Below are 14,002 nucleotides of genomic sequence, written 5' to 3' on the forward strand. Positions count from 1 at the left end.
GTCACGCACCGATCCTTCGGTGCGCCAAAGTCAGACCTGAACGTCTTGTAGTTTGCCGGCTTTTTTGTGCGGCCCATTGCGCTTGGAGAGCCATTTTCGCACATCCACGATGTCGAAATATATCCCAAGGATGCTTGGGAATACGAAAATGACCAGCAAGGTCGACGCCATAAGACCAAAAGCCACGGCTGTGACCAAGGGCACAAGTACCTGCGCATGAGGACTGGTTTCAAACAACATCGGCAGCAACCCGGCGAAGGTGGTCGAGAACGACAGAACGACGGGGCGGAACCTGTGGCGCACAGCCTCGACCGCTGCAGTCAGATAGTCGTCTCCTTCAATCTCGGCTTCAAAGAAGGTCAGGAACAGGATTGCATTGTTCACCACCACCCCGGCGAGGGAGGCAAAGCCGATAAAACTTGGCATGGAAATATCAAGTCCCATGGCAAAATGTCCAAAAATTGTCCCGATCAACGCAAAGGGAATGCTGAGCATCACCATGAAGGGCAGGGTGTAACTGTGGAACTGGAACGCCAGGATCAGATAGACACCGACCAATCCGGTCAACAGTGCAGTCGCAATTGATGTTTGGGTTTTCTGTTGTTCCTCTGTTGCGCCCCCGATGCCGATGGTCACGTCCGGGAACCGTTCGTGCAACAGTGGCCCCAGTTGATCCGTCACCACAGAGGAGATTGCCGTAGAGGTCGTCGCGCTGCGGTCAATTTTACCGATGATCCGGGCAATGGCGCGCCCGTTCTTGCGGGTGATCTGGGCGTAAGCGCCGGTATGTTCAATTTTGGCGACGGTGCTGAGCGCCACCTGATCGCCGCCAGGAAGGGTCAGCGGGAACTGTTCAAGATCCGCCAAGGTGGGCACTGTATTGCCGAGTTCAACCCGGATGCTGACATCCGATTCATTTTGGCGAAAGCTGTCTGTTTCCGTCCCGGAGAATGCGGCGCGCAACTGTGCGCTAATGGCTTGCGGTGTGAGGCCGCTGACATAGCCAAATTCACTCAGCGAAAGGCGGATTTCGGGCCTGCCCGCTGAAAAATCCTGATAGGCCTCGGTGACGTCATCGCGGGATACGAGCGCTGTCAAAAGCGCGTTACTGGCGGCTTCAAGCTGCTCCAGATCGCGCGACGCAAGTTCCACATCAAGGTCGTGGCCGCCCGGCCCTCCGGCAACCTGGGTAAAGTTGTTCTGAGCCAGATCAGGAATCGGTCCTGCCGCCAGTTTCCACGCTGCCAGAACGTCGTCGGCTGTGACATTTCGCAATTCACTGTCCAGAAGGTCAACGGTGATCGTTGCGGTGTAGGCCCCGTTGTCTTTGACATCCTGGTTTGTCGCATAGCGAACCAGCACACGTTCCACCAAAGGCGCGCCATCGGTTGTGTTTGGTGTCAGTTCCCGATCGACCTGTTCAATACCCTTAACCAGATGCGCGACGGCCGCTTGTGTGCGTTCAATCGGCAGGCCAGAAGTCAGGGCGATCCGTGCTTCAACCGTGTCGCCTTCAGTTTCAGGGAAACCCACCACCTTGATCAGGCCAGAGGCCAGAAAGCCCACGCTGACAATCAGGATCGCAAATACCGTCCCAAGCGTGGCATAGCGCCAACGCACAAAAAGCGCCGCGGTCGGGATCACAAATCCGTCCCGTATCCGATCAAGAGTGCGTGGTATCAGGCGCCGGGCATTGACCTCAGGGTCAGCCGTGGTGTGGCTCATGTGGTGCGGCAGGATCAGAAAAGCTTCAATCAGGCTGGTGGCCATGGTCAGCAACAAGACCACCGGGATGACCTGAAGAACTTTGCCGGTTTCACCGGACAGGAACATCAGCGGACCAAACACGCAGGAGGTTGTCAGAAACGATGATACCACACCCGGCATCACTTCAAGCGTGCCTTTGATGGCGGCTTCCCGAGGTCCAAGTTTTCGCCGCCACTTGGCAATATTGTCGGCAATAACGATACTGTCATCCATTATCAAACCAATCGCCATCAACAGGCCGATCAGTGAAATGATATTGATCGTCATGCCGACCTGACTCATCAGGAAAATGCCACCCAGAAACGAAAATGGCAGAGCGAAGGAAATCCAGATCGCCTCGGAGATTGAAAAGAACAGACACATCACCAGAACCACCAGCGCGATACTGACCACAGAGTTGCCCAACACCAGACTGATCCGCGAATCCACGGCTTCGGTCAGGTTGTTCACCACCGAAATCCGAAACGGGGCAGGATACTGAGACTCGGCCTTTTTGATCATTTCTTCGACCTGCGCAAAAGCTTTGATCGCGTCATCGGATTTGGTTTTTGCCACTTGGATGATCGCGGCACGATCTCCGTCAATGAAGGATTGAATTTCCGGGGACTCGTCAGTCAGGTGCACTTTGGCCACATCGATCAGGCGGACGATGCCACCATCCGTACTTTCCAGAAGGACCAGATTTTCAAGATCGGTAATAGAGCGCTGCGCGTCATAAAACCGTAGAGTGACATCGCGCCCGGTGGTTGAAACAGTGCCAAGCGGAGCGCGCAGACTGCGAGCGGCGACCGCATCCGCCAGATCTTTGGGGCTGATCCCGTAACGGCGCAGCGCAAGCTGATCAAATGAGATCCGGTATTCTGCATTGGAAATGCCAGATACGTTTGCTGTCGCAATCATCGAAAGAGATGCAACTTCGTCGGCAAATTCATCCGCGAACTGGATCAAAGACTCGCGGGAGTCGATCCCTGATACGGCGATTGAGGCAATGACTTCGGTTTGTCCAAGGATCGAAACCGAAGGCAATTCGGCGTCGTCCGGCAAATCATTGATGCTGGAAACTTCCGAGGAAATATCGTTGTAAAACTGGCCGATATCCCCGTTTTCCGCCATTTTGAGGGTCGCGGTGGCCCGATTTTCGACCGACAAGCACTCAAAATCTTCAAGGTTGTCAACAGCACCAAGCGCGCTGTCCAAAACGATGCAGACCTGTTCATCGACATCCCCGGCCGAGGCGCCGGGGTATTGGACTGATACCGATACATTGGTGGCGGTAAATTCTGGAAAGCTTTCGCGTTCCATACCCAAAACCGCGAATATCCCCATCAGGGAGACTCCGATCAATGCCAGGTTGGCGGCAACTGGGTGGCGTGTAAAATAGGCAATCATTCTGTTGACACCTCGCGGTCATCAACAGGCTTCAAAAGCATGCCAACAATGGCAGGACGCGGATCAGACAGGACGATTTCATCCCCTTCTGAGAGCCCGGATAAAACAACAACCATGTCGTCTTGCACTGATCCGGTCTGGATCGGGTTTCGCGCCAGACGGGATTGACCATCCACCGTATAGACATAGCTTCCGGCGTCATCGGTGTGGATCGCCGAACGTTGAACCCGAAGCGCCGAAATGGGTTTGGGCATAGACATTTGCACTTCGACAAATGACCCATTGGACAAAGGCGGGCCGGGGCGCTCCGGGTCCGGAAGGCTTGGGTCTGCGATCCGCACGACAATGCCAACTGTTCCTGTTGTGGGGTCGGCGCTGCCATCAAACCGAATGACTTCAGCCGGCCAAAAGAATTCCTGATCCCCGGAACTCATGCGCACTTTGGCTTGCAAATTGAACCGCTTGAGGAGGACCGAAGCGTCTGCTGCTCCAAGGCCGACCAGCTTTTCACGGGTGAGGTCGTTTTCCAGTGTTGTAAAAAGATTGCCCAAAACACGGGTCTGGAACTCGGCTACAACTTCGGACGCATTGGTGCCTTCAATCGTTGCCAGAGTATCACCCACCCGTACGAACTGTCCGTCAGAGACCGTTGTGGCGGTCACTCGGCCTGTAAGCGGGGCAAAAATCGAGGTGTTGGCCAGGGCGCGCTCGGCCTCTTCAATGTCAACAAGGCGCGTGTCAAACGTGGCCTGCAGGGACGCGCGCTGCGCCGGAAGCAGGCGCAAAGAGTTTTCGAGGGACAGAACGACTTTTTCCTGAGCCAGCAGGACGCGCACAGCCTCATCCACCTTGGCTTGCGAGGCATTGCCGCGCGCCAACAGGGTTTCTTGTCGACCAAGCTCGCTTTTGCGCAGCTCCTCAATGCGTTTTTCCAGCCGGATTGTAGAGCGGGTATTTTCTTCAGAAGCGGTGAGCTCTTCGAGGGCTGCCTGCGCGCTGTCGCGGGACGCAATCGCTCGGGCAAGACTGATTTCATAATCTCGCGCGTCAATTCGGATAATCTCTGTCCCGGCCTCGATAATAGCCCCTTCATCCAGTTCAGGGTCAACAAGAACTGCCCGTCCCTGAACCTGCGAAATGGCGGACCAGCTGTCCTCTGCGACAACCCGGCCATACCCTGACGCAGACGGGGTTGCCATCGTTGGTGCCAAGGACAATGTCCTGACGACGGTCACCGTTTCTGGTGGCGCTTCCATTTCGCTTTCCGGCCCGGCCGTCGTCAGCCACATGAACACCGCGACACCTGCAGCAATGGGAGGGATAAAGAGAAGCGGGCGGAAGTTCATGGGGCACCTTTTACGATTTTTGGTCTTGGGTATTTGTCGCATGGGGGCGACCAAAGAAGAAAATGTTTTATTGCATCAGGCCAATTGCGGGTTTGCAGCGCGCTCTCGGCGGGACAATGCCGGCTTGAAAGACCCCATAATCAGTTCCACGATCAGCGGAATGACGTTCGACACGCCAACTAAAATCTCTTTGCTTTCCAAGACGTGGAATTCTTCGCTTAGTTTGCCGTCCGGGATTGAAGCCTGCGCCAAAGCCAACAGATCAGGCATCATAGGGACCAGAAAGACAAAAGCGTTCACAGCCAGAAAGGCGGTCATGGCCAGTTTGACCCGCATCCACCAGGCTCGTTCGCCAAAGGCAAAGACCAGGATCAGATCAGTGAGAATTTTTAACGCCAGCCCCGGCAGGATCAGAATATAGGCGCTTTGGAGTTTGTAGAACAAGATCGTACTGGCGACCTCAGGGCTTGGGTGAGCGTTGATCGCGCCAATGACGATATGAGACAAAATCCCGCCCACATACATGATCGTGCCAATCTCAGCGACAAAATGAACAAGTTTCTTCATGACAGTTCGAACCTTTTCAGTGTCATCGAGTTCAGGCGCTTTTGCGCCAAGGGGAGTGACGAACAAAGACGGGTGAGAGCTATACGCGGGCCCCACCCGTTTCCGTCGTTTTTTCTTAGCGGAACTCGAAAGCTTCGGTGTGAATACGATGTCTGGGAACGCCTTCGCCCTTGAGATCCTTCATAATCCCATTCACCATTGGTTTCGGCCCGCACATAAAATACTCGTAAGAGCCAAGCGCATCCGGCAGCTTTTGCTTCATCATGTCGACGCGTGCAAAATTCCCTTCATCCGAAAACACAGGCACAATGGTCACGTTCCCAAGCTTTTCTGCGAGACGTTTCAACTCGTCCAGAAAGATGGCGTCCTGTTCTTCGCGTGCGGCATAAACGAGATGGATTTGACGCGAGTCGTCAGGCTGCATAGCCCGGATTTTGGACAGAAACGGCGTCAGACCAATCCCACCGGCCAGCCAGATTTGTTTTTCGGTTGCATTCGCGGCGTCAAATCGCCCGTAGGGGCCCCGCACCATAACTGTTGCGCCCGGTTGCAGCTCTTCGCGCACCTTGCGGGTCCAGTCACCCAGAACCTTAATGCTAAACCGCAGGTGGTCTTCGTCAGGCGCGCTGGAAATCGTAAACGGATGAGGTTCTGACCACCCTTTGCCTTGAATTTCAACAAAGGCGAATTGCCCTGGTTTGAACTGCAATGCTGCGCCGGTTGGCTTCAACACAATTTCTGTTGCCCGTTCCATCGCATTCACGGTCTCAATTGTGTAGGGCAACGCAGTCCGTTTGTTCATGCCAAACAACGAGTAAAGCATACACACCACACCGACGATGGCGGATATGAGCAATAACAGACCGGATGGGCTGAATTGTTCAACAAAAATGGCAGGGGCGGTGAAAAAATGGCCCACCAGCAATAGGTATACCAGCGCCATGATCTTGTGGGTGGGACGCCAGAACGAATAGCGGATTTTACGGTTCAGAGCGACAAACAGACCAATCACCAAAAAGATCAGCCCCAACATGCCAAGTGGCGCCGAGGGCACCAAGACATTTGCAACAGGATCAACACCCGCTGGCAGTTCCTTAGGAACTCCAAAAAAATGCACCAAAGCAAGGATTGCGGCGCTGACACCCACAACGCGGTGCACCTGATACATACGGTCCAAGCCACCGAACAAGCTTTCCAAGATTGGGGCTCGGGTCGAAAGAACAACCGCGCAAGTCATCAACAGAAAGGCGGAGCCGCCCAAAAACGTTGTCGCGGTTGTACGTGTATCATGCTGCTCCGGCGGGAAGCCGAGATGTAGAAGCGCGAACAAAACGATCAGTCCAATGATCGCGTAAATACCATATTTTCTTAGCATTTTGTGTCTCCAAGACGAATGGGAACTTTTTAAAAACCGGGCGCCAGAACGACCCGCATAGCAACCAACGTCACCGCCAGATCAATTTGCTTCCTCAGGGGGCTCCTGTGGGTCTGTCGAATCACTTGTGCAGATCGCTTGTAAATGCATTACTTGCAAATGTAAGTATTGTAAATACAACTTAATTTGCAACACTTGTAACCTGCAAGCATTGAGGCTATTCCCATGTTCAGAGGTGATTACCTGATGACACAAGTTCCAAAAGCTAAGGCAGCGCGAGAAGGAAGTTTTGGTTTTCTCGTACAACTTTTGGCACGTGATCTGGACGCCAGAATGAAGGAAGCGCTGAAGGAAATCGGGGTGGAGGTCAAAATCTTTGCCAACCTTATGATGCTTTACGAGGAAGACGGCATCAATCAGCGTGCCCTTGGGGAACGGCTTAATTTTCCGGAATACTTCACCAGTAGAAATATCGACGCGATGGTGGAGGCGGGGTATGTCGAACGCAGGCAAGACCCAAACAGCCGACGGTCGTACCTGATATTTCTTACTGACAAAGGGCGTGAAAAAGCCTCGCAGCTACCTGCAAAGATCAAAGCCGTCAACGACAGCGTTCTGGCGGAATTGACTGAACAGGAAAAAGCAGACGTTATCAAACTGCTTCAAAAGGCCGCCAAAATTTCGGATGGCACAAGCAGTTAGATAGAAACGTTCCGAACCGAACGTCGTTGTAAAAGCATCTGGCAACGGATTTCTCTTTGACACCCGCCATGAAAAAAGGGCGCAGAAATTCCGCGCCCTTTCCAGTCATTCAAGATGAGCCTGATTTACAAGCTGGCGTCCAGTGCGGCAATGATCGCCGATCCCATTTCTTCGGTCGACACAGGCGTGTCCCCTTCGGCCTGCATCAGGTCTGCGGTGCGGGTGCCGTCGGCCAGAACCTTTTCAACCGCAGCTTCCAGCCGATCGGCTTCTTCGCCTTGGTCGAAGGAATAGCGCAGCGCCATGGCAAAGCTGAGGATACAGGCACTTGGGTTGGCTTTGCCCTGACCCGTGATGTCGGGCGCCGAGCCGTGCACGGGCTCGTACATGGCTTTGGGGCGGCCATTTTCCATCGGCGCACCAAGGCTGGCCGAAGGCAACATGCCCAAAGATCCGGTCAGCATCGCGGCACAATCCGACAGGATGTCACCAAACAGGTTGTCGGTGTAGATCACGTCAAACTGCTTTGGCGCACGCACCAGCTGCATCGCGCCGTTGTCGGCATACATATGGCTCAGTTCAACTTCGGGGTAGTCTTTGGACACTTCGGTCACGACATCACGCCAAAGAATGCCCGATTCCATCACGTTGGCTTTTTCCATCGAGCAAAGCTTTTTGTTGCGACGCATGGCCAGTTCAAATGCTGACCGGGCACCGCGTTCAATTTCGCTTTCGGTGTAACGCTGTGTGTTGATGCCGACGCGCTCATTGCCTTCTTCAAAGATACCACGCGGCTCTCCGAAATAGACACCAGCGGTCAGTTCGCGCACGATCATGATGTCCAGACCAGACACCAGTTCGGTTTTCAGCGACGAGAAATCCGCCAGCGCGTCAAAACACTGTGCAGGGCGCAGGTTGGCGTACAGATCCATTTCCTTGCGCAGGCGCAACAGGCCGCGCTCGGGCTTTACGCTGAAATCCAGATCATCATAAGCCGGTCCACCCACGGCGCCCAAGAGAACCGCGTCGACCTCTTGCGCTTTGGCCATCGTGTCGTCGTGCAATGGCACACCATGCGCGTCATAGGCGGCACCGCCGACAAGGTCTTCGCTGACGTCAAAGTTCAGGCCGCGTTTGTCGCCATACCAGGTGATGATGCGTTGCACCTGGGCCATGACTTCGGGGCCGATGCCGTCGCCGGCGAGAATAAGAAGCGAAGGGTTGCTCATGAGGTCTGTGTCCTTGATGAATCGATTTGGAATTGCCCTAGCGGGATGGGGCGGAAAGATCAAGAAACGAAGGGCCGCAGCCCGGCAGATAACAGGTCCCAGATGCGCGCGATTCGGGGTGTTTGACGCATAACTTCGTGTGCAGTCAGCCAAACCGGCAGAGGTGGGATGGGCAGGCCGGGGACCAGTTCAACGATGTTCGGGTCGCTAAGTGCCGTATGGCTTTGGCTAAACCCGATACCACATCCTGCCCGCACCAGCTCCCAATAGGCGGTTTGATTGTCGCAACGCACTTTGAACCAATCGCGTTGCGCTGGCAGCCCCGCGTCACGCATCGATCGCACAATCAGATCACTGCGGTCATAGCCCACAAGGTCGTGGTGTTGCAGGTCCTGCGGTGTGGTGGGTGCGCCCTTGCGATCAATATACGAACGCGCCGCGAACAGACCCAAGGGAATATCCCCCAAATGTCGAGTCACCATATCAAGCTGGCGCGGGCGGTACATACGCACCGCAATATCGGCTTCCCGAAACAACAGATTATCGCTGTCATCGCTGGCGACCAGATCAATGCGGATATCCGGTTCGGTTTCACGGATGTCTGCCAGAATACCCGGCAGTACATGATGCGCCATGAAAACACTTGTGGTGATCCGAACGTCGCCTTCTAACGTGGATTGCGCACCTGCCGCCGCCAGAGACAGATCATTCATGGCCTGATGCATAGCCTGCGCCGCCGGAACCATGTCGCGCCCCAGTCGGGTCAGCTCGAGCCCGCGGGCATGTCGGTGGAAGACCTCCACACCCAAAGTTTTTTCGAGCGTTCGGATTTGCCGCCCCAGCGTCGGCTGGCTTGTTCCCAACTGGCGCGCAGCCCCTGAAAGCGACCCGGTTTCGGCAACGGCAAGAAAGGACTGGATCAGGGACCAGTCGAGAAAGGCAAGTTTATCCATTCATAAGTGAATATCATATCTGCAATTTATGACAATTACTATTCCTTTATGAATGCTTGATGGTGGTCACAGATGAACCACAGGAGATTTCCCATGAGCGGATCAGCTTTGATACTTGGCGGCAATGGCCGCTTTGGACGCAACTGTACTTTGGCCTTTAAGGCGGCGGGCTGGCAGGTCCGCCAATTTGACCGTCAGTCTGATGACCTGATGCAGGCGGTTCAGGGCGTTGATGTGATCGTTGCGGCGTGGAACCCGGCGTACCCCGATTGGGCCACCCAGGTTCTGCAACAACACACACAGGTTATTGAAGCGGCCAAAACAGTGGATGCCACAGTGATTGTCCCCGGAAATGTCTATGTGTACGGACCGGAAAACGAAAAAGTTTGGCGCAATACCACCCCACATCTGGCGCAAAATCCTTTGGGACGTATCCGTATCGATATGGAGGCCGTCTATCGCAATAGCGATGTGCGAACGATCCTGTTGCGCGCGGGGGATTTCATTGACACCCAAGACTCGGGCAATTGGTTCGACATGATCCTGACCAGCAAGTTGTCCAAAGGCGTGTTTCGCTATCCGGGCCGGGTGGACATCCCGCATGCCTGGGCCTTTTTGCCTGACCTGACCCGCGCGGCCGTTGCGCTGGCTGATCGGCGCGATAGCCTTAATCGGTTCGAGGATGTCGCCTTTCCCGGGTACACAATGAGCGGGCAGGACATGGCCCACGCCTTGTCGGATGTGTGTGGTGTTGACCTTCGTCTGAAGCAGGTCAACTGGCTGCCCTTCCGCCTCATGTCCCCGGTTTGGAAAATGGCAAGCTGTCTGCTGGAAATGCGCTATTTGTGGAATACACCGCATTCCTTGGCGCGAGATCGGTTTGTTGAACTGTTGCCGGATTTCCAAGAGACACCAGTTACGGTTGCTTTACGACGGGCAGTGGCGGGCAAAGTTCAAAAATCGGGGCTTTCCATAACAGACACATCCACCCAAACCAGCCGGTGACGGCTGGCTTGTGCAACATCCTCTGCGAGGTATTCGTCTGGGGCAGGCCAGAACACACCAGATTTCTGAACGGTCCAATCCGCAGAGGGCAGCACATAGTCCACTCGCATGTCACCCGGAGAGGGGTCGGGCCAGTCAACGGTATCGGCCCCGCCCGCAGTAGATGCTGGTTGAGAATCCTGCAACTGAGAATGGACCAGCAGCGTCTTGATTGCCGCGTGGCGTCCCTGACCTTTGATCGGGTCAAGGTTGCCATCCCCCAGAATGAAAAATCGCTTGGTTGGCGCGTCTCCAAGTTGCCCGTCCAAAACCCGCGCCCAAAGCCGAATTTCGTCGGCATTGCGCAAACCATTGCGGTCTTCTGGCCCATCGAAAACAGGCGGTGTTGCAGAAAAAGCCATAAGGGTCATTGGTGGCGCATTTGGCAACGTGATGGGCACGATCCAGTGACCAGTTGAGGACAGGCGCTGGATTGCCTGTGCTTGCTCGGACGGGAACGGTTTGTTGTCGAGACTGGGAAGTGTAGCTCCGGGCAGGTCTCGCCACAAAAGGTCCGAGAAATCCTGAACTGCGTCAGTGTCTATCTGCCAGCGCGACAACACAACCATGCCCCGCTGCCCCGAGAAATAGCCAAACCCCTGCGCATCAGCAGGGCCACCCGTGCGTCCGTCTCCATTCATATCCTGCCCGGTTGGCATCCCGGTGCTGGGGAGCAGCGCAAAGATATGCGGGTAGTGAAGACCAGCCTCGGCAATCAGGTCGCGCAGGGCACCGGCCCCATGGTGTTCTGCGTCATAGTCGACGCCCTGCAACACCACCACATCCGGGCCGACGTGAGCAATAACGCGCGCGGCGGCCTCGGCCTGAGGATCACCACGCAGGATATCGCGCAGCATCAGGCCGGGCCCTTTGCGATAAAGCTCCACATTGTAAGTCGCCACGCGAACAGTCTCGGCGGCCAACGGCACGCCCAGGGAAAACAGCAGAAATAGAGTAAGCGTCAGACGGTTTGCATAGCCTGTGCCGCGGCATAGGCACGACGGCGATTTTCGTCGATCATCTCGGCGACGCGGCCCATGGCCATGCCGCGCATAATCAGACTTGCCGGAATGAAAGCCCATGCGCTTATTGTCCAGATCAGGGTCATCGGATCATCCAGATAAATAGGATTGACAAGATCCGACATCATCTGAACAACTGCCGGGATCAAGAATGGCATCAGAAACCCTAACGCAATGTTAAGACGTCCGTCGCGTTGAAGGCGGGGCAAAACATCCCCTCCTGCAGTTGGGTCGAACAACGGCAAATTGACCCAAACGTTAAACGCGCCGTTTCGCGCAGGCCATCCCAGAATACGCACGTAGAAAAAGAATATCGTCAGGGTGACCATCGAAATCAGATAGGCCATCCCCGATGCCGTGCGCACCGAGAGGATCAGGGCATCTGACGCATTGTCCGGCAGCATGATGACCATAAGGCGAACCGGCGAGTAAGGAAAATCAATCCAGTCCCCGACCACAATGCCGAGCGACCGCAGGAACGACGTAAGCGCATTCGGTTCGTATTGACCGCGTGCGATCACCGAAAGTGTCAGAACACATAAGAACAGTGCCAGAAAGCGCAGGCGGTTAAACGGCGCAGCGTAGCGAAACTCAACGATGCTTGGGTAGGTCGAGAGATATTCGATAAAGACCAAAATCCCCGCAAACAGCGAGAACAGAACAACTATGTGGATTGCGTCTGTCGAGACATTTGACAAAACCAACGCAGGCGTCGCCATCAGCAACGCCACCAACAATGCACGCGTAAGTGCGCTTGCAAATTTTCCGATCACTGCTCTTTCCCTTCAACCTGGACGATCCCGATACGTTGCCGCGATCTTTTTCCAACTTGATCCCGCCTGCTCCGACGGGTTGCCTCATTCTTGCCTTAATCCTGCCCAGTTTTGCCCAAGGTCTCAAGGATTTGTTTGTGTTCTGGTTAAAAAGATATGTTGAAAGGGGCAAGAATGGTGCGGGAATACATCAATTCGAGCCGAAAAAAGTGAGAGACTCCAATGGGCTACAACATCTTGTGGTCGGCTTTACGGGCGTCACCATAAGGGTTTGGTGGTTTCGCGTCACTTCGCGACCCATTTCAGCAAACGTAAAACGGGCCGCCCTTTTAAGGCAGCCCGCCACATTTTTGTCTTATTTATCGGATCAGACCCAAGGGCGCGCAGCGCTGTCCTTGGCCTCAAATGCGTCGATGGCATCGATCTTTTCCATGGTAAGACCGATGTCGTCGAGGCCGTTCAGCAGGCAATGCTTTTTGAACGCGTCTACTTCGAACGGCACCACAGTGCCCTCGGAGGTGGTGATTTCCTGTGCTTCCAGATCAACGGTCATCCGGGCGTTTGCACCGCGTTCCGCGTCTTCCATCAACAGATCAACCTGCTCTTGTGGCAAAACCACCGGCAGAATGCCGTTCTTAAAGCAGTTGTTAAAGAAGATGTCGGCAAACGACGTTGAGACCACGCATTTGATGCCAAAATCTGCAATTGCCCAAGGCGCGTGTTCACGGCTGGAGCCGCAGCCAAAGTTGTCACCTGCCACCAGAATCTCTGCGTTGCGATACTGCGGTTTGTTCAGCACGAAATCACCGATTTCACTGCCGTCGCGGTTATAGCGCATCTCGTCGAACAGGTTTTTACCAAACCCGGTCCGCTTGATCGACTTCAGGTGGATCTTGGGGATGATCATGTCGGTGTCAATATTGACCAACGGCATTGGCGCCGCGACACCTTGGAGTTTTTCGAATTTTTCCATTTCAAGTCTCCTTGACTAAATACGGTCCGGCTTGTGGCCCGGGACCGAAAATCTTGTTCAGTTTGCGCGAATCCACCCGCGCAATCTTTGTTTCCATCCGAGTGGCCGTCCACCGGGTTTGATCAATGCAAAAACATCTAGATAAGGACCCATAACACCCAATTTTTCAATTTCGGTGTTGAACACCTGAACGTTAAACTCGGGCTCCCACTCTTTAATGCGCTGCGCCAGATCCTGACCGTATTTGAAGGTCACCAAAGCGCCGCCATCGATCGCAGGATTGCCGTGATACTCGGGTTTTTCGTGATGCTCGACACCGTCGGCGGTATACGTCGCCACACGTTTGGTTATGTCGAGATCCGCCTCTACAGGCGTCGTGAATATCGCCAAACCACCAGGTTTCAGAGTGCGCATCATTTCACGCACACATCTGTCAGGGTGATTGACGTGTTCCATGACATCCAGATGCACATGAACGTCGACAGAATTGTCGGCAAACGTCATAGCCTCGAGATTTTCGCATCGATAGCCTTTATGCACTTCCCCAAGCTCTTGATCGGGGTAGTAGTTCGTTGCGACATAGTTTTCGCAATGCTCTGCCAAATGTACAGAGATACCCCTGGGCGCAGGCGACGACTCGTGAATCTTCAGCTTGCGCCAATCCGGGCGCAGGCGTCCTAGAACATTCGCCAGTGCCCTCTCACGAGGAACCGAACGGCAATTTGTGCATTTCAGGCTGGCGCGAAAGCCTCGCGTCTGGGCCACAAACCGAGTGCGGGTTTCGCACGCGGGACAATAGCCGCGCGCCTGATAGAACGGGCGCGGAGGCGTCTTGTTAGGTTGTGATCCAGACTGAGGCATT

The 14,002-nt window shown here is 54.7% G+C and carries 12 protein-coding genes; 2 read left to right on the forward strand and 10 right to left on the reverse strand.

Going from position 1 to position 14,002, the window contains the following annotated elements; translation table 11 throughout:
- Window positions 1-30: 30 nt before the first annotated feature.
- The 4 genes from BUC32_RS00880 to BUC32_RS00895 all read right to left on the reverse strand — a co-directional run bounded on the left by BUC32_RS00880 (window position 31) and on the right by BUC32_RS00895 (window position 6,444).
- Complete coding sequence (locus tag BUC32_RS00880) at window positions 31-3,156, reverse strand: efflux RND transporter permease subunit (protein WP_073248439.1); 3,126 nt, start codon at window positions 3,154-3,156, stop codon at window positions 31-33.
- Window positions 3,153-4,502 (reverse strand): efflux RND transporter periplasmic adaptor subunit, encoded by a 1,350-nt coding sequence (locus tag BUC32_RS00885; RefSeq protein WP_073248440.1) that lies wholly within the window; start codon window positions 4,500-4,502, stop codon window positions 3,153-3,155. Before BUC32_RS00885 ends, BUC32_RS00880 begins: the two co-directional genes overlap by 4 nt.
- A gap of 75 nt (window positions 4,503-4,577) precedes the next feature.
- The gene (locus tag BUC32_RS00890; protein WP_073248442.1) at window positions 4,578-5,069 is read right to left on the reverse strand and encodes an enoyl-CoA hydratase; all 492 of its coding nucleotides are present in this window, start codon (window positions 5,067-5,069) and stop codon (window positions 4,578-4,580) included.
- Window positions 5,070-5,184: 115 nt separating this feature from the next.
- Window positions 5,185-6,444, reverse strand: a complete 1,260-nt coding sequence (locus BUC32_RS00895; RefSeq protein ID WP_073248443.1) for a ferredoxin reductase family protein — start codon at window positions 6,442-6,444, stop codon at window positions 5,185-5,187.
- Between the two features lie 246 nt (window positions 6,445-6,690).
- On the opposite strand from BUC32_RS00895, the gene BUC32_RS00900 reads away from it, so the two are divergent.
- Window positions 6,691-7,146, forward strand: a complete 456-nt coding sequence (locus BUC32_RS00900) for a MarR family winged helix-turn-helix transcriptional regulator (protein ID WP_073248701.1) — start codon at window positions 6,691-6,693, stop codon at window positions 7,144-7,146.
- A gap of 125 nt (window positions 7,147-7,271) precedes the next feature.
- Here the strand turns inward: BUC32_RS00900 and leuB are convergent, their stop codons facing one another.
- The gene (leuB, locus tag BUC32_RS00905; RefSeq protein ID WP_073248445.1) at window positions 7,272-8,375 is read right to left on the reverse strand and encodes a 3-isopropylmalate dehydrogenase; all 1,104 of its coding nucleotides are present in this window, start codon (window positions 8,373-8,375) and stop codon (window positions 7,272-7,274) included.
- A gap of 59 nt (window positions 8,376-8,434) precedes the next feature.
- Window positions 8,435-9,328: a LysR family transcriptional regulator gene (locus BUC32_RS00910; RefSeq protein WP_073248447.1), complete on the reverse strand. Its 894-nt coding sequence runs from the start codon at window positions 9,326-9,328 to the stop codon at window positions 8,435-8,437.
- A 93-nt stretch (window positions 9,329-9,421) separates the two neighbouring features.
- Between BUC32_RS00910 and BUC32_RS00915 the strand changes: the two genes are divergently transcribed.
- A complete protein-coding gene (locus tag BUC32_RS00915) occupies window positions 9,422-10,333 on the forward strand; it encodes a Rossmann-fold NAD(P)-binding domain-containing protein (RefSeq protein WP_073248449.1) in 912 nt (303 codons plus the stop codon).
- Here BUC32_RS00915 and BUC32_RS00920 read toward each other — a convergent pair.
- The 4 genes from BUC32_RS00920 to BUC32_RS00935 form a co-directional block, all read right to left on the reverse strand.
- Window positions 10,282-11,301 carry an endonuclease/exonuclease/phosphatase family protein gene (locus tag BUC32_RS00920; protein WP_245815113.1) on the reverse strand — a complete coding sequence of 340 codons (1,020 nt, stop codon included), beginning with the start codon at window positions 11,299-11,301 and terminating at the stop codon, window positions 10,282-10,284. The genes BUC32_RS00915 and BUC32_RS00920 overlap by 52 nt on opposite strands.
- A gap of 32 nt (window positions 11,302-11,333) precedes the next feature.
- Window positions 11,334-12,167 (reverse strand): hypothetical protein, encoded by an 834-nt coding sequence (locus BUC32_RS20850; RefSeq protein WP_073248451.1) that lies wholly within the window; start codon window positions 12,165-12,167, stop codon window positions 11,334-11,336.
- Between the two features lie 367 nt (window positions 12,168-12,534).
- Window positions 12,535-13,140 (reverse strand): 3-isopropylmalate dehydratase small subunit, encoded by a 606-nt coding sequence (gene leuD, locus BUC32_RS00930; protein ID WP_073248452.1) that lies wholly within the window; start codon window positions 13,138-13,140, stop codon window positions 12,535-12,537.
- Between the two features lie 57 nt (window positions 13,141-13,197).
- The gene (locus BUC32_RS00935; protein ID WP_073248454.1) at window positions 13,198-14,001 is read right to left on the reverse strand and encodes a class I SAM-dependent methyltransferase; all 804 of its coding nucleotides are present in this window, start codon (window positions 13,999-14,001) and stop codon (window positions 13,198-13,200) included.
- Window position 14,002 lies beyond the last annotated feature (1 nt).

This window comes from Shimia gijangensis (assembly GCF_900142085.1).
Lineage (GTDB): Bacteria > Pseudomonadota > Alphaproteobacteria > Rhodobacterales > Rhodobacteraceae > Shimia > Shimia gijangensis.

Coding starts and splice junctions, on each gene's coding strand:
- BUC32_RS00910 (WP_073248447.1), bottom strand. CDS start 9,328: ATGGATAAACTTGCCTTTCTCGACTGGTCCCTGATCCAGTCCTTTCTT.
- leuB (WP_073248445.1), bottom strand. CDS start 8,375: ATGAGCAACCCTTCGCTTCTTATTCTCGCCGGCGACGGCATCGGCCCC.
- BUC32_RS00915 (WP_073248449.1), top strand. CDS start 9,422: ATGAGCGGATCAGCTTTGATACTTGGCGGCAATGGCCGCTTTGGACGC.
- BUC32_RS00895 (WP_073248443.1), bottom strand. CDS start 6,444: ATGCTAAGAAAATATGGTATTTACGCGATCATTGGACTGATCGTTTTG.
- BUC32_RS00880 (WP_073248439.1), bottom strand. CDS start 3,156: ATGATTGCCTATTTTACACGCCACCCAGTTGCCGCCAACCTGGCATTG.
- leuD (WP_073248452.1), bottom strand. CDS start 13,140: ATGGAAAAATTCGAAAAACTCCAAGGTGTCGCGGCGCCAATGCCGTTG.
- BUC32_RS00890 (WP_073248442.1), bottom strand. CDS start 5,069: ATGAAGAAACTTGTTCATTTTGTCGCTGAGATTGGCACGATCATGTAT.
- BUC32_RS00900 (WP_073248701.1), top strand. CDS start 6,691: ATGACACAAGTTCCAAAAGCTAAGGCAGCGCGAGAAGGAAGTTTTGGT.
- BUC32_RS00885 (WP_073248440.1), bottom strand. CDS start 4,502: ATGAACTTCCGCCCGCTTCTCTTTATCCCTCCCATTGCTGCAGGTGTC.
- BUC32_RS00935 (WP_073248454.1), bottom strand. CDS start 14,001: ATGCCTCAGTCTGGATCACAACCTAACAAGACGCCTCCGCGCCCGTTC.